Consider the following 22916-nt stretch of genomic DNA (forward strand, 5'->3'; position numbering starts at 1 on the left):
GCAGACTCAATAAGGTGGACATAAGCATGAAACTGGCGGGAAAACTCACGGCGCTGGGATTAGCGTTGGCAAGTATCAGTGGCGCAGTCAGCGCCGCACAGGATTTCAGCAACTTAAGCTGGCAACAGGCGCAAGCTAAGCTAATCAGCGGTGAAATCACCAGCGCCGAACTGGTGGCCTATTATCAACAGCGTATTAAAACGTTGGATCAGGCGAGCGACAGCACCAATTCAATCTCACAACTCAGTCCGGAGGCGCTGGCGCAAGCGCGGCAATTAGACGCTGAGCGCGCTCAGGGTAAGGTGCGGGGACCGTTACACGGTATTCCGGTGGTGCTAAAGGACAACATCGATACCGGTGATGGCATGAGCAATAGTGCCGGGTCGCTGGCGCTGAAAAATAATGTCCCGGCAGATGATGCGTTTCTGGTTGCGCGGTTACGTGAAGCGGGCGCGATTATTCTGGGCAAAACCAACCTGAGTGAGTGGGCAAACTTCCGCTCCAGCCGCAGTAGCAGCGGATGGTCTGGTATGTATGGCCAGACCCGCAATGCTTATGATTTCAATCGTAGTCCGTGTGGGTCAAGTTCCGGTTCTGGTGTGGCCGTCGCCGCAGATTTTACCTTGCTGGCTGTCGGCACTGAAACCGATGGTTCAGTGACCTGCCCCTCGTCAATCAACGGTATCGTGGGGATTAAGCCAACATTAGGTCTGGTTAGCCGTGATGGGATTATTCCCATCTCACACAGCCAGGATACGGCGGGCCCTATGGCCCGCACGGTCGCCGGGGCGGTGGCATTGCTGCAAGCAATGGCAGTGTACGATGGTAACGATGCGCAGGCAGAAAAGGGGCAGATGGATTATCTGCGCCATCTGAAAGCGGATGGTCTTAAAGGTAAACGTATTGGCATTGTGCGCCAGCTTGGTGGCTATCACGACGATGTGGATGTGCTGTTTGAACAGCAACTGGCGGTGCTTAAAGCGCAGGGCGCCGTTATCGTTGATAACGTTGAACTGGCGGATTACGAAAGCTGGGGCGATTTGGAATACAAGATTCTGTTACAGGAATTCAAACCGGATTTAGAGGCGTATCTGGCAACTACCGGGGATGGCGTACCTAAAACCATGCAGGCGCTGATCGCGTTTAATCAGTCCCATGCAGAGCAGGAAATGCCGTATTTCAGACAGGAAATCTTTGAGGCGGCGATGACCCCACCGTTTAGCCCTGAGGAGTATCAACGCAAACTCAGTGCGCTGAAAAAAATGGCGCAGGCTGATGGGATTGATGCGGCACTTAGTCAGCATAAGCTGGATATGCTGATTGCCCCGAGTAATCAGGCAGCCTGGTCTATCGACCATATCAATGGTGACAATTATTTAGGTGCGGCCAGTTCACCGGCTGCGATTGCAGGCTATCCGCATATTACCGTCCCTATGGGATATATACAGGGTATGCCGGTCGGCTTGTCTTTCTTTGCGGGTAAGTTGGCAGAGCCAGTGCTGATTGAGGCGGCTTATGGCTTTGAGCAGGCAACATTAGTTCGTCGCCCGCCCGCCATTGCCAATTAATCGTCGTCTTCGTTAATCTCAACCCCCATAGCAGCCATCAGTTCACGGGCTGCCTTGGGGATCCGGTTTGGATTGTCTTTACGCAGGTCATCGTCATCGGGTAACGGTTGGCCGGTAAAGGCATGCAGAAACGCCTCACACAATAATTCTGAATTGGTCGCGTGACGCAGGTTATTCACTTGTCTGCGGGTGCGCTCATCGGTCAGCACTTTCAACACATTGAGCGGGATAGACACGGTCACTTTTTTGACTTGTTCTGCTTTCTTACCGTGCTCAGCGTAAGGGTGGATGTACTCGCCATTCCATTTTGCCATTGGCTTATTCTCTTTATTTGTTATTCGGTCAGTAACTGAGCTACTGATTAATGCAGCAAATTCTACTTGGCTGGTAATTTTCGTCAACTTTAGACGGCTAAACATCTTGACGGCCTGTAAACCGTTCGGTAGTTTAGACGTCTAAACGTCCATATGGTGATGAGCATGGCAAAATATTCTGCACAAACGCTGGCGGTGCGAACCGGAATCGAATCGGATAGCGCTCATGGCGCGGTGGTGCCACCTATTTATCTAAGCAGCAATTTTGCATTCGCGGATTTTAAGGCGGCGCCGCAATTTGATTACGCACGGGGCGGCAACCCGAACACTCAGTTATTGGAACAAACCCTGAATAATCTCGAAGGCGGGCAGGGGGCTATCGTCACTAACTGTGGCCTGGCCGCTATTACGCTGCTGATGCAGTTGCTTAATGCGGGCGATAAACTGGTGGTTCCCCATGATGCCTACGGTGGCAGTCTGCGTTTATTTAAAGCATTGGCAGCCAAGGGCCAGTTTGAATTGGTGATAGTCGATCAGACTGATACTGCGGCCTTCGACGCAGCGATCGCAGATAAGCCAGCGATGGTGTGGTTAGAGACGCCCAGTAATCCTTTGCTGCGTATCGTGGATATTGCCGCAACATGCCGCAAAGCCCGAACGGTGGGGGCTAAGGTTGTGGTGGATAACACATTTTTATCACCTATCCTGCAACAACCCCTGGCTTTGGGGGCGGATTTTGCCCTGCATTCCACCACCAAATACATCAATGGTCACAGTGATGCGCTGGGCGGGGTAGTGGTCTGCTCCGATGCTGAGGTGGCGGAAAATCTGCACTGGTGGGCCAATTGTCTGGGCCTTACCGATTGCTCGGGACTTAATAACTACATGATCCTTCGAGGGGTACGCAGTCTTGGGGCTCGTATGCGAGTGCATCAGGAAAACGCCGGGCAACTCGTGGCACTGCTGACGTCGCACCCGGCGGTGAGTAAGGTTTATTACCCGGGATTGAGTTCTCATCCAGGTCACGACATCGCTAAAGCCCAGCAAAAAGGCTTTGGTGGCATGATCAGTTTTGAACTGCATGGTGGCCTAGAGCAAGTCGAGACACTGCTTAAGCATGTGCAGTTATTTAGTGTTGCGGAATCACTGGGGGGCACAGAGTCTCTGATCTGTTATCCATCCACCATGACACACCGTTCGATGGATGCCGAAGCGCAGGCACTGGCTGGCATTGGGCCGACGTTGCTGCGCTTGTCAGTGGGCATCGAACAGGCAGAAGATTTAGTCACAGATTTAACTCAGGCGTTAAACGCCGTCGTGGAGAATTAAGCATGGTGTCATACGCCCAGGGCATTGATGCACTGAATCAGTCAGTGTCCGAATTACGCAATATTAATGTGAGCTTTGAGTTCTTCCCGCCGCGTACCGAGCAGATGGAAAAGACCCTGTGGAAGTCGGTAGAACGATTGGCGCCATTGAAACCCAAATTTATGTCGGTCACTTATGGCGCCAATAGCGGTGAGCGGGATCGCACCCACGATATCGTGAAACAAATACACCATGAAACAGGTGTAACTACCGCCCCCCATTTGACCTGCGTGGATGCCAGCGCGGATGAACTTCGTGCGATTGCCAAAGATTACTGGGACAACGGCATTCGCCGTATCGTGGCGCTGCGGGGGGATTTACCGCAAGGGATGGGCAAGCCAGAGATGTATGCGGTGGATTTAGTCAGGCTGCTCAAAGATGTCGCCGATTTTGATGTGACCGTTGCGGCCTACCCAGAGGTACATCCGGAAGCGCCCAATAGTCAGTTTGATTTACTCAACCTGCGCAAAAAAGCTGAAGCGGGTGCCAGCACGGCTATCACGCAATTTTTCTTTGATGCCGAAGTCTTCCTGCGCTTCCGCGATCGGGCAGCGGCAGCCGGAATTGATTTGGAAATCATTCCAGGCATCTTACCGGTAACCAACTACCAGACGCTGGTAAGGTTTGCGGGCATGACTAATGTGCACGTGCCAGATTGGCTGCATAAGCAATTCAGCGGACTGGATGATGATGATCAAACCACGCGAAATCTGTTAGGTGCCAATATTGCAATGGATATGGTCAAAGTGCTGGCCAAAGAAGGGGTGCGGGACTTCCATTTTTACACGCTTAACCGTAGCGAACTGAGCTACGCGATTTGCCATATGCTGGGGCAGCGCGCCGGCTAAGCCATTGGGCTTTATGTAAAACCCATGTATATTCAAAGTGTTAATTTCTTTGAAAGGGTTAAGGTGTGCAAGCTTCTGGCGAGCCGGTTGATAAACTGGCGTTAAGCAAACAATTCCTGCAGGCGTTGCAGCGGCGTTGCGTACAGGATCGCATTACGGTATCGGCAGGTAACCTCGCCTACGTGACATTGTTGTCGCTGGTACCGTTTATTATGGTGTTTTTCACCATCTTGCAGGCCTTCCCCGCGTTTGCCGAAGGGCGCGCCGCCCTCGAGTCCTTTATTTTTGAGAACTTTGTGCCCCATGCCGGTGGCGTGGTGCAACAGTATGTAACGGAGTTTGTCGCCAATGCTTCGCAAATGGGCACGGTGGGGATTTTGTTTTTGGTGCTGGTGGCGTTACTGCTGATTTCCAATGTAGATAAAACCCTTAACCATATCTGGCAAACCCCCAGTGAACGGCGGCTGATTTTCACCTTTGCCATCTATTGGATGGTGTTGACCCTGGGGCCTTTGTTGATTGGCTCCGGGCTGGCAGCTTCGTCCTATCTGCTGGCACTGGCAAAATATGCGGAAGATTACACCCCCGGCATCACCACGTTATTACTCAAGCTGGTACCTTTCGTCACCTCACTGGGAACCTTCATTATTCTGTATATGGTGGTGCCCAATAAACAGGTGCGGGCCAAGCATGCGGTGGGTGGCGCACTATTGGCAGCCATATTGTTCGAGTTATCCAAAAAGGGTTTTGCCCTGTATGTGGCGAGCTTTCCGTCCTATCAGGTGATATACGGTGCACTGGCGGCGATTCCCATTTTGTTTGTCTGGATCTATATGAGCTGGATTATCGTGTTATTGGGCGCGGAATTTACCGTTCAACTGGAGTACTTTGCTGAACGTTATCAAACCCAAGCGGAAAAGCAGGCGTCGCAACGTTTACCGGAAGCCATGCGTGATGACGACAGCGGTGTGTAGAATATTCTTCACAAAAAAAGCGCCCTGAGGCGCTTTGTTAATTTTGCATGGCGTTGATAAAGGCTGTCGATTCGGCGATGGCCTTGTTCATGTCTTTAATCAACTGATCAACATCCCGTTTTATCCCACCAAACTCCCCCTGCAAAGCGCCAATCGCTGATGCGTTGAGGTTGTGCTTAAGATATAAAACGTTGTCCTGCAAGGCACTCAGTACCGGCGCCATTTTGCTCTCGGCGCGGCGCATACTGCGCAGCAGGGTGTCGTAACGACGGCGGGTATCGGCCAGTTTTTGCTGGCTATCACGGCGCAGGCGGTCATTGCTATACTTCTCCAGTTCGTCCTGCCACTCGTCAAACAACGCCCCGGCGACAGACTCGACTTTATCGATCCTGGCTGAGACCCGCTCGGCAGAAGCTTTGCTGGCTTCATACTGATCATTGAGGTTGTCATAAACCGTTTGCAGCTCACCACCATCAAAGTTAATCAGGGTGCTGAATTCTTCCAATGCGGAACTGAATTGCTGCTGTGCGTCTTGTTGGGCGTCTTTCGCTTCTTCAACCCGGTCGACCAGAATATCGCGCTTCTCGATGCCAAACTTCTCCATCGTTGCGTAATACGCCGACTGACAACCCGCCAGACCCAGCAACACCACTAACGACAGAGCGCGCATCATGCGGGGACTCCCCTAAATTTGGCAGCATCGATAATTGACCATAAATGCACGATTCCGCCGATGATGGCAGGGATAATCAGCACAAACAGGAAATAACCTACGCTGACAATCACAAAAAACAGCAATGCTGGAAAAATCCTGCCCTGTACCAATTGACCTAATCCCGGAATAAAAAAACTGCAAATCGCGGCTAACACGTTACCGCCTGATCCTTGCCCTGCCATAGGGTTCTCCTCGTTACATTTACACGTTAAGGTATACGCTACTTTAATTAACGCTAATGCACAATCAGGCAGGTCGCGGTGACGCAAATTTACCCTCCGTTAAAACCTTACGCAGAGCAGCGAATTCGTGTCAGTGACGGGCATTCACTGCATCTCGAACAAAGCGGCAACCCGGACGGGCTGCCGGTACTTTATTTACACGGTGGGCCTGGTGGTGGGATTTCGCCGTTTATTCGCCGTCTGTTCAATCCTGCGGTATATCGATTGATCAGCTTCGATCAGCGCGGCTGCGGTAAGTCCACGCCGTTTTTGGACGTTGAGGCGAATAGTACAGAACATCTACTCGCTGATATTGAGCATATTCGTAGTATGCTTGGCATCGAAAAATGGGTTGTTAGCGGCGGTTCCTGGGGCAGCACGCTGGCATTGATTTATGCGATACGGTATCCACAGCGGGTCCAGGCCATGATTCTGCGAGGCATTTTTCTCGCCCGTCAGCAGGATGTGGACTGGTTGCTGACGCCACAAGGCGCCGCGGCGCAAATGTTTGCTGAATACTATCCGGAGTTTGTGCAGGGCATATCTTCCCCACTGACTACCCAGCGAATTGTTGATTATTACCAACAGCAGTTTCACGGAGGTAATGATCTGGCACGTCTCAGTGCTGCGCGCGCCTGGGCCAACTGGGAAACCCGGGTGGCGGTGATGCATGCCACCGATACGGATATGCAGCAGGAAGATCACCGCTGCCTGTCGTTGGCCATTCTTGAACATCACTATCTCAAGCAGGGATGCTTTGTCGCAGAAAACTATATTCTGGAAAATATTCACCAGCTGTCAGGCATACCGGCAACTCTGATCCATGGGCGTTACGATATGGTCTGTAAGGCGGAGAACGCAGTGACGCTTCACCAACATTGGCCGAGTAGTCGTTTGTGTATGGTGCCAAATGCCGGGCATTCAGGCAGTGACCCGCTTATTGCCGCCGCGTTTGTCGCCAGCACTGAGCAATTGGCGACGTTTTTACAGGGAGCATCATCGTGATTGGATTGATTCAGCGTGTCAGCCAGGCGCAGGTAGATATTGATGGCCAAACGGTAGGAAAAATAGGGCAAGGGCTGCTGATTTTGCTTGGTGTCGAGCGTGAGGATGATGAGGCAAAAGCCAGACGTCTATGTGAACGGATCCTCAATTACCGGATTTTTGCCGATGAGCAGGGCAAGATGAACCTCAATGTACAGCAGGCTGGCGGCAGTGTACTGGTGGTCTCGCAGTTTACTCTGGTGGCCGATACCAGCAAAGGCAATCGCCCGGGATTTAGCCGTGGCGCGACGCCGGAACAGGGGCGAGCCCTCTATCATTTCTTTACTGATTGCGCCCGAGAGGCGGGTATACAAGTACAGACCGGTCGTTTTGGCGCGGATATGCAGGTGAGTCTGATCAATGATGGCCCTGTCACGTTTCAGCTAACGATTTGAAACTGATTTAAATCCAGTTGATGTTGGTTGGCATAGTCAACCAATGCGTCGCAATAGCGCAATTCTGGTAACGGGGTTTTGCTGATGGTAAGCAGGCGGTTCTTATAGCCCGGCAGTCTTATTTCCATGGCGGGCTGCGCAAACAGTCCTTCCAGTAATTCTTTGACTATCTCTATTTGCAGTGGTGTTTCCGGCAGTAAATTAACACTCAGAATGCCCTGTTCTGTCAGGCGCGCGGCGCAAAACTGGTAAAACAGTTGGTGAAACGTAAAGGGACTCGCTCCGTCGTGGTTAAACAGGTCGACTATCAGCCAGTCAACCAATTCACCCTGCTGTACATAGTGGGCTGCGTCATCCTGAATAACCGTACCGGCATTGTCGATGGCAAAGTATTGTTGGTAGACCTCAATAATGCCCGGATCCCATTCGACGCTTGTCACCTGTTGTGGTTTATTGGCAAAAAAGCGCTGAATCGCCCCGCCCCCCAGGCCCAGTTCCAGAATATGCTGAATATCCGGCCGCAGGTAGGGAATCAGCAACAGGGGTTGCAGGTAGGAAAGAATCGGCCTTTGTGGTTCCTGCAGGCTCATAACGGACTGCACAATGGTGCCTAATTGCAGCCAGCGGAACGCATTATTCTGGTACACAGTTAGGCGTTCGCCATCGTTTTGCTGATGCAACAGTAACAAGGTTTCATCTTGTAAGGCTTGTTTTAGATCGAAGGACACTGATATAACTTCCGTTCTCGGGGTGTGCAGTAGATCACCAAAACCAACAGAGTACAGTGCCACTATATGTTTAAAGTCGTGACACCACAATCAGAACAAGACTTTGAAAATTATTATAATTTTCGTTGGTTAATGCTACGCAAGCCGTGGAATTTTCCGCAGGGTTCAGAAAAAGATGAGTACGAGCAGGTCAGTCACCATCGTATGATTGTTGACTCCCGTGGCGAGGTCGTGGCAGTAGGGCGTTTGCATTTTAATACTTCGGAAGAAGCACAGATGCGCCATATTGCAGTGGCGGCCAATATGCAGGGCAAGGGCCTGGGTAAAATGGTCGTGTCGGCTTTGGAGAATGTGGCGCGTAGTGAAGGTGTGCAGCGCATTGTGACCAATAGTCGGGATACGTCGGTGGCGTTTTTTCAGTCTTGCGGTTATGACGCCGTACAGGAAATTTCCGCCGATGTGGGCGGGGTGAAACGTTTGCAGATGCGCAAACAACTGACCGAACTCAATGCGATTATGTTACATCCTAAATGGTGTGCGGCATTGCAAACTATCTGGCATGAGGGGATCCCCATCAGTGAACAGATGGGCATTAAGATATTTCAGTACAGCGGCCGAACACTGGAAACGCGAGCGTCACTGGTGAAGAACATCAACCCGCATAACACCATGTTTGCTGGCAGCATTTATTCACAAGCGGTATTAACCGGCTGGGGCATGATTTACCTGATGATGCGCGAGCGTAATCTGGACGGTGCGATTGTGCTCGGCGAAGGCAATATCAAATATTCACGCCCCATTAGTCAAAGTCCGCGGGGCTTGTGCAATATTGAAACGGTACATGAAAATCTGGCCGAATTAGAACGGGGCAAAAAAGCTCAGGTGATGCTGCAGGTGGACATGTACGATGAGTATCAACAATGTGGCCTGTTCCGCGGAGAATATTGGGTGATACCTGAATAGCATTAAAAAAGGCGCTCATTGAGCGCCTTTTTTGAATCTTTGCTTGGTTACAGCATGGCAGCTTGTAACTTTTTAATCGCGTTTTTCTCAATCTGACGGACCCGCTCGGCTGATACCTGATATTGGTCGGCCAGATCCTGCAGGGTTAGTTTGTCGTCGGCTAACCAGCGCGTCTGGATAATATGTTGGCTACGCTCGTCCAGAGTACGAATCGCCGCATGCAAACGTGTTGTCGCGGTATCTTCCCAGTCATCATTGATCACCTGGGCTTCGACGTTTTCAGATTTGTCTTCCAGATATTGTACTGGCGCAAAATTGCCGCTTTCATCATCGTCTGCACTCAGATCAAATGATTGATCCTGGCTGCTCATACGCGCTTCCATTTGCAGCACTTCGCGCTCACTGACACCTAACTCTTCAGCGACTTTTTGTACTTCTTCGTGGGTAAACCAGCCCAGACGCTTCTTGGCTTTACGCAGATTAAAGAACAACTTGCGCTGTGCTTTGGTGGTAGCCACTTTAACGATACGCCAGTTTTTCAATACGAATTCGTGGATTTCAGCTTTGATCCAGTGCACCGCGAACGATACCAGACGAACACCGACGGTCGGGTCGAAACGCTTGACCGCTTTCATCAGGCCGATGTTACCTTCCTGAATCAGATCTGCTTGTGGCAGACCATAACCAGAATAAGACTTGGCGATATGCACCACAAAGCGCAGGTGTGACATAACCAGCTTGCGGGCTGACTCTAAATCGCCTTCATTTTGTAAACGCTCAGCCAGACTACGCTCTTCATCCGCGCTAAGCATATCGATGCTGTTCACCGCAGAGATGTACGCCTCAATGCTTCCACTATGGGGAACGCTTAATGCCATTGACTGTAGGTTAGTGCTCATTACTTACCTCATTCACAAAAGGGTCTGTTAGTCTATCACTCGAATACCAGCCTTGCCATTTGTCGAACGGTTAAATCTGGTATCTCGTCGTAACTGCTTTGAGTCACAGACAAATCAAAAGTTCAACGTGTGCACAAAACGATCAAATTCAAGGGTTGCGATAAGCAATTCGTTAAAAATTCATCGTTTTGTATCGCAGACCGCGATACGCATACATTATTGTCCCAGTTATATATCAAAAAAATGCGTTTGGATCTGCTGTAATTCGGGCAAACAGTAACAATTTTTGTCACTTGAACAAAAAAGCAACAATAGCGCAGTGAAATGACAGGAGAATGACAAAAAAGGGTACCGAAGTACCCTTTTTTATCGTGTCAGAATTTAAAGCAACGGGGCAATGACCAAAGACACAATGGCCATCACGTTGATTAAGATATTCATAGCCGGGCCGGAGGTATCCTTAAACGGATCACCCACGGTATCACCGACTACAGTGGCGGCGTGTACCGGAGAACCTTTGCCCCCATAGTTACCTTTCTCCACATATTTTTTAGCGTTATCCCATGCGCCGCCGGCATTGGCCATCATCAGTGCCATCAGCACACAACCAAGTAACGCACCGCCCAACATGCCACCGAGTGCATGGGCGCCTAAGCCGAAGCCGACAAGAGGGGGAGCCGCCACCGCAATGACACCGGGCAGAATCATCTTTTTCAGGGCGGCCTGAGTGGCGATATCCACACAGCGGCTACTATCCGGATCTGCAGTACCTTCCATTAAGCCCGGGATCTCGCGAAATTGACGGCGGATTTCCTGAATCATCTCAAATGCCGCATCGCCTACTGCTGTCATGGTAATTGACGCGATTAAAAACGGCAGAATCCCACCGATAAACAGCCCCATCAACACGTCCGGATTTCCCAGATGTAGGGTAAAGCCGGGGTTATGTAATGACAGGGTTTCGACAAACGCGGCGATAATTGCCAGTGCCGCCAATGCTGCCGCACCGATGGCGAAGCCTTTGCCAATCGCTGCTGTGGTATTGCCCAGTTCATCCAGTGAGTCAGTAATTTCGCGGGTTTCTTTGCCGAGGCCACCCATTTCCGCAATACCACCGGCGTTGTCAGCCACCGGACCATAGGCATCGATGGCCATGGTAATTCCAACCGTTGCCAGCATGCCCACTGCAGCGATACCTACTCCATACAACCCGGACAGATGGGTCGAAATATAGATAATCGCGCAGATGGTTAAGAGTGGAATCGCTACCGATTGCATACCGATAGACAACCCCGTAATCATGACAGTGGCTGGGCCGGTTTCGCCGGATTTGGCAATCTTGCGAATCGGCGCAGAGGCAGTGTAATACTCTGTCACCAGGCCGATAATAATGCCACCGACGGCACCCGTAATCACCGACCACCATACCTCGCTGGCCACGCCCAGATAACTAAGCACAAATTTCGCCACCACGATAAACAAGATCGCTGCGGAAATCGTGCCGGCGCGCAAGGCAACTTCTGGCTTGGAGGAAGACATCATATTTACCAGCAGAATGCCGAGCACCGAACAAATCAAACCGGCGGAAGCTAACGCCAGTGGAGTAAACATCAGGGCTTCACGGCTACCCAATGAGCCAATTGCCATGGTCGAGGCGATGGCGATACTGGCAATCATCGCGCCGCAATAAGACTCGAAAATATCCGATCCCATGCCAGCTACATCGCCTACGTTATCTCCGACGTTGTCGGCAATAACCCCCGGATTGCGTGGGTCATCTTCCGGAATGCCGGCTTCGACTTTACCGACCAGATCTGCACCGACATCGGCCGATTTGGTGTAAATACCACCACCTACCCGGCTGAACAATGCCACGCTGGACGCGCCCATGCCGAAACCATGAATCGCGTGAGCCGATTCAGGATCGCCGCCGAATAACCAGTAGAGTAGCCCCAGACCTAATAAGCCCATGGAGGCGACACACAACCCCATGACCGATCCACCCATAAAGGCAATGGATAAGGCTTTCGATGCGCCACTGTCGTGGGCAGCCTGTGTGGTTCGCACGTTGGCTTTGGTAGCAGTGAACATGCCGATATAACCGGCGAGGCCGGAACAAACGGCGCCTGCCGCAAAGGCTATGGCGGTGTTTTGGCCAAGAGCCATATAAAGTGCAATCACCAACACCAGCGCGAAGACAAATAAGGTTTTATATTCGCGGTGCATAAACACCATGGCGCCGTCATGGATAGCGTGGGCGATTTTGGCAATCACCTGATTGGTAACGGTTTGTTTGGCAATAATGGAATAAATCACGAAGGCTATCAGTAAGCCCCCGATCCCCAGCAAAGGTGGGAGGTAATGCGTCGTGTTCATAGTGTCCCCAGTAGTAAGTACCACAATTAGCGTGACAACTTCCGGACGGCTTGCTCAGAAACACACCTGACTCAAGAGCACACTAATTCCATTAGCTTTGCCCTTGTTTTTGTTAGAATTTTTATTCACTAACGGTTCGACTATAAACAGCAAATCGGAGCCTGACAATCATCTTGTCGGGATTCTGCCAATTCTCTTTTCGACATTGGTCGTAAAAGTGTCAGCAGGTTTTGAATGATTGCTGCGCAGCCTATATAATCCGCCGTCTAATTTTATTCATTCACTATCAGGTAGCTGAACAATGAGCTTAAACGCCGTACCTGCAGGGAAGAACCTGCCAGATGAGATTAATGTAATCATCGAAATTCCGGCTCACTCCGATCCGGTTAAATATGAAGTAGATAAGGAATCCGGCGCGATCTTCGTAGACCGCTTTATGGCGACCTGTATGCACTACCCAACTAACTATGGTTACGTGCCGCACACATTGTCAGAAGACGGCGACCCGGTTGATGTGTTAGTGATCACGCCTTTCCCACTGCTGGCGGGAAGTGTGATTCGTTGCCGCCCAGTTGGTGTACTGAACATGACCGACGAATCGGGTAAAGATGCCAAGGTACTGGCGGTACCAGTGGACAAACTGTCGACTATCTATCGTGGTATTAACGAAGTTGAGCAAGTACCAGAACTGCTGTTGAAGCAAATTGAGCATTTCTTCGAGCACTATAAAGATCTTGAGCCAGGTAAATGGGTGAAGATTGATGGTTGGGCCGGTGCTGCCGCAGCCAAAGACGAGATCGTGAACAGCGTGAAGCGCTACGAAGACGCAGAAGAAAAACCAGCGTTCTAAAGCAGATTTCCGTGATGATTAAAGAGCCGCAATAGCGGCTCTTTTGTTATGTATGGGTTTTAATTCAGGCATAAGTAAAGTTATGGCAAAATGTTGCCAGAACGAATTCCTTGGACGGTGGTGTATGAAGAATCTATTCGCTGGCATGTTGTTGAGTGTGTTTGCCTGTGGCCTTAATGCCGCTGAGCCACTTGAAGTCTACTGGGAAGATTTAAAACCTGCAGATTCTGTACTGGCGGAACAAAGCGTCGACCATTCCGGTTCTGGTGCATCTTCACAAGCACTGGCGCCAGTGATTGATAGCTTCAACGGCAAATTGGTCAAAGTGCCGGGCTTTGTCGTACCGTTGGAAGGCGACAAGAATACCTTCAGCGAGATTTTACTGGTGCCGTACTTCGGAGCCTGTATCCACGTGCCGCCGCCGCCATCCAATCAAATAATATATGTTAAATTTGCCGAACCGGTGCCGATAGATAACCTGTATGACCCAATTTGGGTTGTTGGGGTGCTGTCCACCGAAACCTGGCAGGGAGACATCGCCACCACTGGTTATCGTTTAGCGGCACAAACCGTTGAGCTTTACCAGTAACCCATTGTAAATCGGTAGAAAATCGCACTTGATCATTCTGTGAATGAACTATAATCAGCCATGTTAACGTTAGCGCATGGCTGAGCTTATCTTCAGTACGATGGTTGCCGATAAGGGTATCAGGCCAGATTCAGCAAGAGAGTTGTAATACTATGAATTTCCTATTTCGCTTGTCGATAGCTCAGAAAATCTTTTTGATCCCAATCCTGGGGGCGGCCAGCTTCCTGATTTTTTTGGTGATTAATACCACGTTGTCGCAGACCAACGGGCATCTGCTCACCAATGCACAAACAATTCAGTTTCCTGCATTGCAAACCAGTGAGTCGGCACTGGTGCGCATGAGTAAAGTGCGAGACACGCTGAGTAGCGCGGTAACGACTGGCGACGAGGATGCACTGGCCAGTGCTAAACAGCTGGCTGACGAAACCCGCGATGATTTAAATAAACTCAAAGCACTGGCGCCGGATTTGGCGACCGAAGCGAACAAAATTCTGACCCGCTTTAATCAATATTTTGATGTTGCTTATGGTGTGTCTGAGTCAATGGTGAACAACACAGCAGATTTCTCCAAGCTGGGTGAACTATCTGAGCAGATGAACAGTCGCTTCGACAGCGCGGTGGCAGATCTGCGTACTTTTACTAATTTGCGTCGCGAAGAATTTGAAAACGCATTCAAAGCGTATAACTCAAGCCAGGCTTTCCTGTTTTATTTGGGCATTGGCATGGTGGCAATCACCACGTTTGTACTGTTCGCCACTGCCTGGCTGATTGTGTCGCAGATCCGTGGATCGATTGTGCGTGTCGTTGAGTCATTGCGGGATATTGCTGAAGAAGATGGCGATTTGACCGTACGGATAGAAACCCGTTCACAGGATGAAATTGGTGAACTGGTGAAATACTTCAACCTGTTTATGGAGAAGTTACAGGGTGTGGTGAAAGATATCGTCAACACCACATTCCCATTATCGCAGTTGGCGCAAAATCTTAATCAGCTGACTGATCAAACTAACCGTACCATCGAAATTCAGCAAAACTCTGCCAATAGCGCCAAGCGTGCGGTAGATAACATGAATAGTTCGGTTACTCAGGTTGCTGAAAGTGCCGCGGAAGCGGCCAAAGCGGCTAATGATGCCAGTAAAGCAGCGAATGATGGTCAGCGCGTGGTGGATACGACAGTAAAAAGTATTCAAACCCTGGCGGATAACGTGCGTGAGACCTCTGATGTGATTCGCAAGCTGGAAGAAGACTCCAATCAGGTCGGTGTGGTATTGGACGTGATTAAGGGCATCGCGGAGCAAACCAACTTGCTGGCACTCAATGCGGCGATTGAAGCGGCGCGCGCCGGTGAACAGGGGCGTGGTTTCGCCGTGGTTGCCGATGAAGTCCGTACATTGGCATCGCGTACACAGAAATCAACCGAAGAGATTCAGACTACCATTGAGCAACTGCAGTCAGCGGCGCGCTCGGCGGTTACCGTGATGAACAAAGGCACGGAACAGGCAGAGCAAAGCGTGGATACCGCGCACAAAGCCGGTGATAGCCTGACTGAAATTACCAAAACCATCGGCCGCATCAGCCAGATGAACGAGCAAATAGCTCACTCTACCGATGACCAGCAGCAAGTTGCGGTTACCATTGTCGGGCACGTGGATGAAATTCACACCCGTACTGATGAAACTTCAGCAAATTCCAGTCGCTTGGCGTCTGTGAGTGGTGAATTGGCGGATTTGGCCACCAATCTGGAGTCCATCGCCAGACAGTTTAAAGTGTAATACTACAGCAATAGTAAAAAGGCGGTTCGAAACCGCCTTTTTTATTGGCTGAAAAAAGTCGCTCTCGGGCAAAACATAAGCATCTGAACTGAATTTGAACAGCGCATGGTCGATACCTCAGCCAGATTAAGTGTGCGTATTTTTGTCACTTTTTTGCTTTCTTAAACTTACTAACCTATAGATTTTATTGCACATAATCTGGGAGGTAGGTATGAAATACCCGCGTTTGTTTACGATAACGATATCGGCGTGGGGGATGGCATTGCTCCCTGTCTACGCCGGCACAGATAATCTCACTTTTAATGGTTTTGGTTCTATTGTTGCAACTAATGTGTTGAGCTCAGACAACAACGCCAGTTTTGAAGAATATTACCTGCGGGGGGGGGGCTGTCCCTGCTACATCACGGATTATTATACCGGCGGCCTGATCAATGAAGATGACGGTATGTCATTGCGTTATGAGTCGCGTATCGGTTTGCAATTGGGCGTGAGAATGACGGATGAGTTGACCTTTACCAGCCAGGTCGTCGCGCGCAGCCTGACCAACGAATTCACGCTGGAATGGGCCTATCTTACCTATCAAATCAATGATGAATGGAGTGTGCAGGCCGGTCGTAAGCGCATTCCTCTCTACTATTTTTCGACCTTTCAGGATGTAGGCATTGCCTATACATGGGTTCGCCCGCCGCAATCTCTATACGGCTGGGAGGCGAGTAACTACAACGGATTAAACATCAGTTATGCGGGGAACATGGGCGATACGTCTATTCAGGCCAGCGTCTATGCAGGTAACGAGACGATTCGTGATGCTGCCTATAACTCTCTATATACCGATGATCCTTCAATAATTGATGACTCTCGTTGGAAGAATATTGTCGGTTTTGACGTGGAACTGACCTACGAGTGGTTAAACGCCCGCTTTATTTATCTAACGTCGGACAATTCAGCGACAGATAAGGCTTCCGGTGACTATGAGTTTTATCAACCCTTTAGCCAGCAGCGAGTGATGGGGCTGGCAATTAATGGTGACTTTAGTGACTGGTTTTTCCATCTCGAAAAAAGTCAGAACCGGCGAGAAAACAAAGAAGACGACATTGTGGTAAAAGCGCCGGCGGATATGTTGGCTATCGGCTACCGAATCGGCAACTGGACGCCTTTTGTGAGCTGGTCGCGATATTGGGAAAAGTCCGATAGCCCCGGCTACGAAGGCGAAGCCGAACGGTTTACGATTAAGTCCATAACCTTGCGTTACGACATTAATCCGGAGAATGCGTTAAAGGTGCAAATCGAAACCTTCGATGATGCGTCCCAATATGACTTTGTTGGAGATACTCGTGTGTTGTCTGTCTCCTATGACTTTGTGTTCTAAGGGGTGAGGTATGCGTAAAAGTGTTTTTATTGTCGTGGCATCGTTGGTGAGCCTGATGGCAAATGCCGAACTGGCGGTAGTGGTGCACCCCTCATATGCTGATGCGATTTCGCAGGACGATATCGCAAAAATCTTTCTGGGTAAGGCGAAAACCTTTCCGAATGGCAGTCCGGCAGTGCCAATTAATCAGGAAGACAGTCAGTCCGCAACAGACGAGTTCAACAATAAGGTACTGGGTAAGTCGTCGACACAATTGAAAGCTTATTGGTCGAAATTGGTGTTTACCGGCAAAGGTACACCACCTAAGGAAGCCACAAATGATGCGCAGGTACTGGAATTGATTGCAAATAATCCAAATATGATTGGTTATTTGGATGCCTCGGCACTGTCGGCAGATGTAAAAGTGGTTGCGCGGTTCTGATGAGCAAGAGTGCGCCAGAGCGCGCACTCTTGTTGTTAGCTCTGGCCGTAAATACGTTCTGCCGGATTGAACATCAACCAGCTGGTAAGAATATATTTATCATTGGATACGGGTACAGCCCCTCGGTGAGTATGAGTAAAGTAGGCTGGGGCAATCACCATGCGACCTTTTTTAGGCTTGACTGACTGATTCTGGTAATAGAAATCGGTCGTTCCCCCTTCATCCACATCGTTCAAATAGAACATAAATAACAGTACCCGGTGCAGCGCATCGTTATGCCCGGCCTGAGGGTAGGTTTCAGAGTGCCAATAGGGATAGCCGCCACTGCCACACTGATATTTTTGCGCGTTGATTTCACCAATGCGAAACAGATACTGAACATAGGCGGCAATGTTCGGCTCACCAATTTCTGCGAAATTATCGATAGATAACTTAACCGGCTCACCGCTGGTTGGGTGGCGTACTGTCAGGCCCATGGTGCCGATGATGGCCATAAAATGTTCGCGGAAATAATCGATAAGCTGTTCGCTGGTGGCTTCCAGCACAGCCTGGCGAATGGGTGTAAATTCGTCAAAACGCATGATCGACACGTCCGTGCTGCGCTTTTTCTCAGGATCCACCCCGCCACTGGTGGTGCCGGCTTTCAGATTTGGGCTGGATTCGAAAATGTCGATGATTTGCTCACACAAGGCCGGCGAGAGGACATCATCGATGACACGGATAAACTGGCTCATACCAGCAGTGCCTCCAGTTGGCTGCGCTGTGCTGGGCTAATCGGGGTAGATTTTTGCGTGGCGAAATTAAAATGCACCAGGCTGGTGGTGCCTTCGGCGCACAGCTGGTTGTTTTGCCAGATCTGCTGATAGACATCGAAGGAGCTGTTACCAATTCGGCTGATACCGGTACGCACTTCAACTTCTGAACCGAAATACATTTGTGCCTTAAAATCGATTTTCAGGCTGGCAAGGATCAGCGGCCAGTTTTCCACACTCATGTCTGGCTGGAAAATGGTAAAAACCGGCTCCCGGGCGGCCTCGAACCATTTGGGCACCACAGTATTGCTTACGTGTTTAAGCGCATCGGTTTCGTAAAAACGGACTTTAAATTTTTCTGACAGCATAGGGTTTCCGGGGCGCGCCCCGGCCTGTTGTTATTGTTGTAATAAAGGTTTGAGGAAGCGCGCAGTATGCGATACCGCCTGCTCGGCCAGATGTTCCGGGGTACCCTCGGCGATAATCTGGCCACCACCTGAGCCGCCCTCCGGCCCAAGATCCACTAACCAGTCTGCGGTTTTGACCACATCCAGATTGTGCTCGATGATCACCACCGTATTGCCATGGTCACGCAGGCGGTGCAGGACCTCCAGTAACTGGCGAATATCTTGGAAGTGCAGGCCGGTGGTTGGTTCATCCAGAATATACAGCGTCTGACCGGTATCCCGTTTGGACAATTCACGCGCCAGTTTAACCCGTTGCGCTTCACCACCGGACAAGGTTGTCGCCGACTGACCGAGACGAATATAAGACAACCCTACATCAATCAGGGTTTGGAGCTTACGCGCCAGCGCCGGTATGGCGTCAAAGAACTCACGGGCATCTTCAACGGTCATTTCCAGCACCTGATGAATATTCTTGCCTTTGTAGGTGACTTCCAGAGTTTCGCGGTTATAGCGTTTGCCCTTACACACATCACAAGGAACGTAAATGTCTGGCAGGAAGTGCATCTCTACCTTAATAACGCCATCACCCTGACAGGCTTCGCAGCGACCGCCTTTAACGTTAAAGCTGAAACGCCCGGGTTTATAGCCGCGTGAGCGAGCTTCCTGAGTTCCGGAAAATAACTCACGAATGGGCGTGAATAATCCGGCATAGGTAGCAGGGTTAGAGCGTGGCGTACGGCCGATGGGGCTTTGATCGATATCCACTACTTTATCCAGCTGCTCCAGGCCACTAATTGACGTGTAAGGAGCGGGCTCACCGGTAGTGGCTTTATTTAAATCACGGTGCGCAATTCGATACAGGGTATCGTTAATCAGGGTAGATTTACCTGAGCCAGATACGCCGGTCACACAGGTCATCAGGCCCATGGGAATGCGCAAGTTGACGTTCTGCAGGTTGTTACCACTGGCACCGGACAATTCAATCCACTTGCCTTCTTGTGGCTGGTGGCGTTTGGCCGGTACGGCGATTTTCTCGGCACCACTGATAAATTTACCGGTCAGCGAGTTGGGATTATTACAGATATCATCCAAGGTTCCCTGGGCGACAATCTCGCCGCCATGCACGCCGGCGCCCGGGCCGATGTCCAGAATATGGTCGGCGGCACGAATCGCATCCTCATCGTGTTCCACTACCAGCACGGTATTACCCAGATCGCGCAGGTGGGTCAGGGTTGCCAGCAGGCGTTCGTTGTCCCGTTGGTGCAGGCCGATAGAGGGCTCGTCCAGTACGTACATCACACCGACCAGCCCGGCACCAATTTGGCTGGCCAGACGAATACGCTGAGCTTCACCCCCGGACAAGGTTTCGGCACTGCGGGATAGAGTCAGATAATTAAGGCCAACGTTAACCAGGAAATTCAGGCGGTCGTTAATTTCTTTGAGGATCTTCTCGGCAATCTGCGCCCGTTTGCCGGTTAATGATAGTGCCCGGAAAAACGCCAGAGAATCACCGATGGACATATCTGCTACGGTGGGCAGATTGGTTTGGCCGATAAATACATTGCGCGCTTCCGTGCGTAAGCGTGTGCCGCCACAGCTGTTACAGTGTTGGTCGCTCATATACTTGGCCAACTCTTCACGCACCGTGTTGGATTCGGTCTCTTTGTACCGGCGCTGCATATTGGGAATAATCCCTTCGAACGGGTGCGCACGCTCAATCACGTCGCCGCGATCATTGATATAGCGGAACTTTATCGCTGTGGTGCCTGAGCCAAATAACACCACGTCCTGATGTTTCTGATCCAGCTCGTTGAACGGTTTAGTCAGGCTGAAAGCGTAATGGTCGGCGACCGCTTGCAGCATCTGAAAATAATAAAAACTGCGTTTGTCCCAACCACGGATGGCGCCGCCGGATAAACTCAGCTCATTGTTACTGACCACCCGTGCCGGATCAAAAAACTGGCGGGTACCCAAGCCATCACAGCTGGGGCAGGCGCCGGCTGGATTGTTAAATGAAAATAGTCTTGGTTCCAGCTCGGCCATGCTGTAGCCGCAGTGCGGACAGGCGAAGTTGGCCGAGAACACCAGTTCTTCCTGACTGCTGTCATCCATCCAGGCAATCTTGGCGGTACCACCGGATAAACCTAATGCGGTCTCGAACGACTCAGCCAGACGCAGCTGCAGATCGTCGCGCACTTTAAAGCGATCCACCACGACTTCTATGGTGTGCTTTTTGTGTAGATCTAACGCCGGTGGGTCGGACAAGTCACAAATCTCACCATCGATGCGGGCACGAATGAACCCTTGCGCGGCCAGATTTTCGAGGGTTTTGATATGTTCGCCCTTACGTTCCTGCACGACCGGCGCCAACAGCATTAACTTGCTGTCTTGTGGCATTTCCAGCACGCGATCGACCATTTGGCTGACCGTTTGTGCATCCAGCGGCACATCATGATCCGGGCAGCGTGGCTCGCCGACGCGGGCAAATAGCAGACGCAAATAGTCATATATTTCGGTAATGGTGCCCACGGTAGAACGCGGGTTATGGGAGGTGGACTTTTGCTCAATGGAAATCGCCGGCGACAGACCTTCTATATGGTCTACATCGGGCTTTTCCATCATAGATAAAAACTGACGGGCATAGGCAGACAGCGACTCAACGTAACGTCGTTGACCCTCTGCGTAGAGGGTATCGAAGGCTAACGACGATTTGCCAGAACCAGACAAACCTGTGATGACGATAAGTTTGTCACGTGGTAGCTCGAAACTGATGTTCTTAAGATTATGGGTGCGCGCACCACGAACTTCGATTTTATCCATACAGAGAGTTTCTGACCCGCTAAAAAACCAACAGTATGCCATATCTGGCGTTTATGTCGCCATGTAAGCGACAGGATACAAACAGCGAATCGGTTTATTCATCGCGTGTGTTGGCTGTGATACACTCCCCGACCGTTTTTGGATGTATCGATGCGTTAATTTACGTGAATAAAGTAGAGATAAAAGCCGCCGCGTCACTGGCCAGTGTGTATGTGTTACGCATGCTTGGGTTGTTTATGGTGATGCCGGTGCTGGCCATTCTGACTCAGGACTACGCGGGCTATTCGGCGATGATGGTCGGGCTGGCCATTGGTGGCTATGGCCTGACTCAGGCCCTGTTGCAAATTCCTATGGGGATTTTGTCTGACCGCATTGGCCGTAAACCGGTGATTATTGGTGGTTTGGTGTTGTTTGCTGCGGGCAGTATAGTCGCTGGGATGGCAGAAAACATGTCGCAGCTGATTGTCGGACGCGTGTTACAGGGCGCGGGAGCGATTGCCGGCGCGGTCATGGCGCTGGCTGCCGATGTCAGCCGCGAGAGTGAACGCACCAAGATGATGGCGATCATCGGTGTATCGATAGGCTTTTCATTCTATCTGGCGGTCATTTTGGGGCCGGTTATCTCCAGTGCATTTGGTTTATCCGGGATTTTTATGGTGACCGCCGCATTAGCCGCGCTGGCAATTCCGCTGGTCTATTTTGTGGTGCCGCAGGCCGTTAATGCTGCACCGCAGGGCGACACATTACCCGCGCTCAAAGACATTCGTGCGATGTTGGCCAACGGTGAACTGTTACGCCTGAATCTGAGCGTACTGATTTTGCACATGATGATCACGCTGTTGTTTACCTATCTGCCTGAAAAAATCAGTGCAGCAGGCTGGCCATTGGCGCGTCATTGGGAGCTGTATTTGCCGGTACTGATTTTGTCGGTGGCCGGGTTGGTGCTGTTAATGCGCATGGCCAAAGGCTGGGCGATTCGTCTGCCGCTAATGTTCAGCGTTGCCATGCTATTGGTCGCCTTTGCAGGTTACCTGTGGGTACCACTGCATATGAGCTGGCTGATGGTATTCACGCTGGTGTTTTTTATTGGTTTCAATTTTCTGGAGTCCAATCTGCCTGCGTTGGTTTCGTCGGTGGCGCCGGCAGGTAAGAAAGGCTCGGCCATGGGCTTGTACGCCAGTTTCCAATTTTTTGGCGCGTTTCTCGGCGGTGCAATCGCCGGTGTATTGCGTCAATATGAAGGGGTGGAAAGCGTGTTTATGCTGGCTATCTTGCTGTGTGTTTGCTGGCTACTTTTATTGGCCGGATTAAATGGATCGCAGCGTTTAAAACGTTATACACTAACGGTCAATGTCACCGCATCTGAGGCAAGCCACCTGGCGCACCAACTGGCGAATTTAGCCGGCGTCAACGATGTCACTGTCATCCCGCAAGAGCGCGCAGCTTACCTGAAAGTGGATGATACGCGGTTTAACTTACAACAAGCCCGCCAGATAGTGGGTGAACAACAATAATCAGGAGTC

Annotated in this window: 22 protein-coding genes; 13 read left to right on the forward strand and 9 right to left on the reverse strand. The window is 50.7% G+C overall.

What is annotated here, in order from left to right; genetic code table 11:
* Positions 1-26: 26 nt before the first annotated feature.
* Positions 27-1568, forward strand: a complete 1542-nt coding sequence (locus tag TK45_RS09560; protein WP_131258429.1) for an amidase — start codon at positions 27-29, stop codon at positions 1566-1568.
* Here the strand turns inward: TK45_RS09560 and metJ are convergent.
* The gene (metJ, locus tag TK45_RS09565; protein ID WP_131258430.1) at positions 1565-1882 is read right to left on the reverse strand and encodes a met regulon transcriptional regulator MetJ; all 318 of its coding nucleotides are present in this window, start codon (positions 1880-1882) and stop codon (positions 1565-1567) included. The genes TK45_RS09560 and metJ overlap by 4 nt on opposite strands.
* A 165-nt stretch (positions 1883-2047) precedes the next feature.
* Here metJ and metB point away from each other — a divergent pair, with 165 nt between their 5' ends.
* From metB to TK45_RS09580, 3 genes are all read left to right on the forward strand, one after another.
* On the forward strand, positions 2048-3211 hold the full coding sequence (metB, locus tag TK45_RS09570; protein ID WP_131258431.1) for a cystathionine gamma-synthase: 1164 nt from the start codon (positions 2048-2050) through the stop codon (positions 3209-3211).
* A gap of 2 nt (positions 3212-3213) precedes the next feature.
* Positions 3214-4098, forward strand: coding sequence for a methylenetetrahydrofolate reductase (metF, locus tag TK45_RS09575; RefSeq protein ID WP_131258432.1), 885 nt, complete (start codon positions 3214-3216; stop codon positions 4096-4098).
* 95 nt (positions 4099-4193) lie between these two features.
* Complete coding sequence (locus tag TK45_RS09580; RefSeq protein WP_254426598.1) at positions 4194-5072, forward strand: virulence factor BrkB family protein; 879 nt, start codon at positions 4194-4196, stop codon at positions 5070-5072.
* 37 nt (positions 5073-5109) lie between these two features.
* On the opposite strand, the gene TK45_RS09585 is transcribed toward TK45_RS09580, so the two are convergent.
* A complete protein-coding gene (locus TK45_RS09585) occupies positions 5110-5742 on the reverse strand; it encodes a DUF2959 domain-containing protein (RefSeq protein WP_131258867.1) in 633 nt (210 codons plus the stop codon).
* On the reverse strand, positions 5742-5969 hold the full coding sequence (locus TK45_RS09590; protein WP_131258434.1) for a hypothetical protein: 228 nt from the start codon (positions 5967-5969) through the stop codon (positions 5742-5744). The genes TK45_RS09585 and TK45_RS09590 overlap by 1 nt, the downstream gene beginning before the upstream one ends.
* Before the next feature lie 78 nt (positions 5970-6047).
* Here TK45_RS09590 and pip point away from each other — a divergent pair, with 78 nt between their 5' ends.
* Positions 6048-7013, forward strand: coding sequence for a prolyl aminopeptidase (gene pip / locus TK45_RS09595; RefSeq protein WP_131258435.1), 966 nt, complete (start codon positions 6048-6050; stop codon positions 7011-7013).
* Positions 7010-7447, forward strand: coding sequence for a D-aminoacyl-tRNA deacylase (dtd, locus tag TK45_RS09600; protein WP_131258436.1), 438 nt, complete (start codon positions 7010-7012; stop codon positions 7445-7447). Before pip ends, dtd begins: the two co-directional genes overlap by 4 nt.
* Here the strand turns inward: dtd and TK45_RS09605 are convergent.
* The gene (locus tag TK45_RS09605) at positions 7432-8175 is read right to left on the reverse strand and encodes a spermidine synthase (protein ID WP_131258437.1); all 744 of its coding nucleotides are present in this window, start codon (positions 8173-8175) and stop codon (positions 7432-7434) included. The two genes, dtd and TK45_RS09605, sit on opposite strands and share 16 nt — an antisense overlap.
* Before the next feature lie 66 nt (positions 8176-8241).
* On the opposite strand from TK45_RS09605, the gene TK45_RS09610 reads away from it, so the two are divergent.
* Positions 8242-9138 carry a bifunctional GNAT family N-acetyltransferase/thioesterase gene (locus TK45_RS09610; RefSeq protein ID WP_131258438.1) on the forward strand — a complete coding sequence of 299 codons (897 nt, stop codon included), beginning with the start codon at positions 8242-8244 and terminating at the stop codon, positions 9136-9138.
* Positions 9139-9185: 47 nt separating this feature from the next.
* Here TK45_RS09610 and rpoH read toward each other — a convergent pair whose 3' ends face one another.
* Both rpoH and TK45_RS09620 read right to left on the reverse strand, forming a co-directional pair.
* Positions 9186-10037 (reverse strand): RNA polymerase sigma factor RpoH, encoded by an 852-nt coding sequence (gene rpoH / locus TK45_RS09615; RefSeq protein WP_131258439.1) that lies wholly within the window; start codon positions 10035-10037, stop codon positions 9186-9188.
* Positions 10038-10418: 381 nt separating this feature from the next.
* Positions 10419-12413, reverse strand: a complete 1995-nt coding sequence (locus TK45_RS09620; protein ID WP_131258440.1) for a sodium-translocating pyrophosphatase — start codon at positions 12411-12413, stop codon at positions 10419-10421.
* Positions 12414-12714: 301 nt separating this feature from the next.
* Here TK45_RS09620 and ppa point away from each other — a divergent pair, with 301 nt between their 5' ends.
* From ppa to TK45_RS09645, 5 genes are all read left to right on the forward strand, one after another.
* Complete coding sequence (gene ppa / locus TK45_RS09625) at positions 12715-13263, forward strand: inorganic diphosphatase (RefSeq protein ID WP_131258441.1); 549 nt, start codon at positions 12715-12717, stop codon at positions 13261-13263.
* 124 nt (positions 13264-13387) lie between these two features.
* Entirely contained in the window at positions 13388-13852 is a 465-nt protein-coding gene (locus tag TK45_RS09630) for a DUF3299 domain-containing protein (protein WP_131258442.1), read from the forward strand.
* Positions 13853-14004: 152 nt separating this feature from the next.
* Positions 14005-15624 carry a methyl-accepting chemotaxis protein gene (locus TK45_RS09635; RefSeq protein ID WP_131258443.1) on the forward strand — a complete coding sequence of 540 codons (1620 nt, stop codon included), beginning with the start codon at positions 14005-14007 and terminating at the stop codon, positions 15622-15624.
* A gap of 211 nt (positions 15625-15835) precedes the next feature.
* Positions 15836-16993 carry a hypothetical protein gene (locus TK45_RS09640; RefSeq protein WP_131258444.1) on the forward strand — a complete coding sequence of 386 codons (1158 nt, stop codon included), beginning with the start codon at positions 15836-15838 and terminating at the stop codon, positions 16991-16993.
* Positions 16994-17003: 10 nt separating this feature from the next.
* Complete coding sequence (locus TK45_RS09645; protein ID WP_131258445.1) at positions 17004-17414, forward strand: substrate-binding domain-containing protein; 411 nt, start codon at positions 17004-17006, stop codon at positions 17412-17414.
* 35 nt (positions 17415-17449) lie between these two features.
* Here the strand turns inward: TK45_RS09645 and TK45_RS09650 are convergent, their stop codons facing one another.
* Genes TK45_RS09650 through uvrA form a run of 3 tightly spaced genes read right to left on the reverse strand, consistent with a single transcriptional unit; the run spans position 17450 to position 21393 of the window.
* Entirely contained in the window at positions 17450-18148 is a 699-nt protein-coding gene (locus TK45_RS09650) for a 2OG-Fe(II) oxygenase (protein ID WP_131258446.1), read from the reverse strand.
* The gene (locus tag TK45_RS09655; RefSeq protein WP_131258447.1) at positions 18145-18534 is read right to left on the reverse strand and encodes a thioesterase family protein; all 390 of its coding nucleotides are present in this window, start codon (positions 18532-18534) and stop codon (positions 18145-18147) included. Before TK45_RS09655 ends, TK45_RS09650 begins: the two co-directional genes overlap by 4 nt.
* Before the next feature lie 30 nt (positions 18535-18564).
* Entirely contained in the window at positions 18565-21393 is a 2829-nt protein-coding gene (gene uvrA / locus TK45_RS09660; RefSeq protein ID WP_131258448.1) for an excinuclease ABC subunit UvrA, read from the reverse strand.
* 164 nt (positions 21394-21557) lie between these two features.
* On the opposite strand from uvrA, the gene TK45_RS09665 reads away from it, so the two are divergent.
* On the forward strand, positions 21558-22907 hold the full coding sequence (locus TK45_RS09665) for an MFS transporter (RefSeq protein WP_131258869.1): 1350 nt from the start codon (positions 21558-21560) through the stop codon (positions 22905-22907).
* Positions 22908-22916: the final 9 nt, after the last annotated feature.

Origin of the sequence: Bowmanella sp. JS7-9 (assembly GCF_004329715.1) — a bacterium.
GTDB lineage: Bacteria > Pseudomonadota > Gammaproteobacteria > Enterobacterales > Alteromonadaceae > Pseudobowmanella > Pseudobowmanella zhangzhouensis.

Excerpts from the sequence above, each read along its gene's own strand:
- TK45_RS09560 (WP_131258429.1), top strand. The coding sequence starts at position 27 with ATGAAACTGGCGGGAAAACTCACGGCGCTGGGATTAGCGTTGGCAAGT.
- metJ (WP_131258430.1), bottom strand. The coding sequence starts at position 1,882 with ATGGCAAAATGGAATGGCGAGTACATCCACCCTTACGCTGAGCACGGT.
- metB (WP_131258431.1), top strand. The coding sequence starts at position 2,048 with ATGGCAAAATATTCTGCACAAACGCTGGCGGTGCGAACCGGAATCGAA.
- metF (WP_131258432.1), top strand. The coding sequence starts at position 3,214 with ATGGTGTCATACGCCCAGGGCATTGATGCACTGAATCAGTCAGTGTCC.
- TK45_RS09585 (WP_131258867.1), bottom strand. The coding sequence starts at position 5,742 with ATGCGCGCTCTGTCGTTAGTGGTGTTGCTGGGTCTGGCGGGTTGTCAG.
- TK45_RS09590 (WP_131258434.1), bottom strand. The coding sequence starts at position 5,969 with ATGGCAGGGCAAGGATCAGGCGGTAACGTGTTAGCCGCGATTTGCAGT.
- TK45_RS09610 (WP_131258438.1), top strand. The coding sequence starts at position 8,242 with ATGTTTAAAGTCGTGACACCACAATCAGAACAAGACTTTGAAAATTAT.
- rpoH (WP_131258439.1), bottom strand. The coding sequence starts at position 10,037 with ATGAGCACTAACCTACAGTCAATGGCATTAAGCGTTCCCCATAGTGGA.
- TK45_RS09620 (WP_131258440.1), bottom strand. The coding sequence starts at position 12,413 with ATGAACACGACGCATTACCTCCCACCTTTGCTGGGGATCGGGGGCTTA.
- ppa (WP_131258441.1), top strand. The coding sequence starts at position 12,715 with ATGAGCTTAAACGCCGTACCTGCAGGGAAGAACCTGCCAGATGAGATT.
- TK45_RS09630 (WP_131258442.1), top strand. The coding sequence starts at position 13,388 with ATGAAGAATCTATTCGCTGGCATGTTGTTGAGTGTGTTTGCCTGTGGC.
- TK45_RS09635 (WP_131258443.1), top strand. The coding sequence starts at position 14,005 with ATGAATTTCCTATTTCGCTTGTCGATAGCTCAGAAAATCTTTTTGATC.
- TK45_RS09640 (WP_131258444.1), top strand. The coding sequence starts at position 15,836 with ATGAAATACCCGCGTTTGTTTACGATAACGATATCGGCGTGGGGGATG.
- TK45_RS09645 (WP_131258445.1), top strand. The coding sequence starts at position 17,004 with ATGCGTAAAAGTGTTTTTATTGTCGTGGCATCGTTGGTGAGCCTGATG.
- TK45_RS09650 (WP_131258446.1), bottom strand. The coding sequence starts at position 18,148 with ATGAGCCAGTTTATCCGTGTCATCGATGATGTCCTCTCGCCGGCCTTG.
- TK45_RS09655 (WP_131258447.1), bottom strand. The coding sequence starts at position 18,534 with ATGCTGTCAGAAAAATTTAAAGTCCGTTTTTACGAAACCGATGCGCTT.
- uvrA (WP_131258448.1), bottom strand. The coding sequence starts at position 21,393 with ATGGATAAAATCGAAGTTCGTGGTGCGCGCACCCATAATCTTAAGAAC.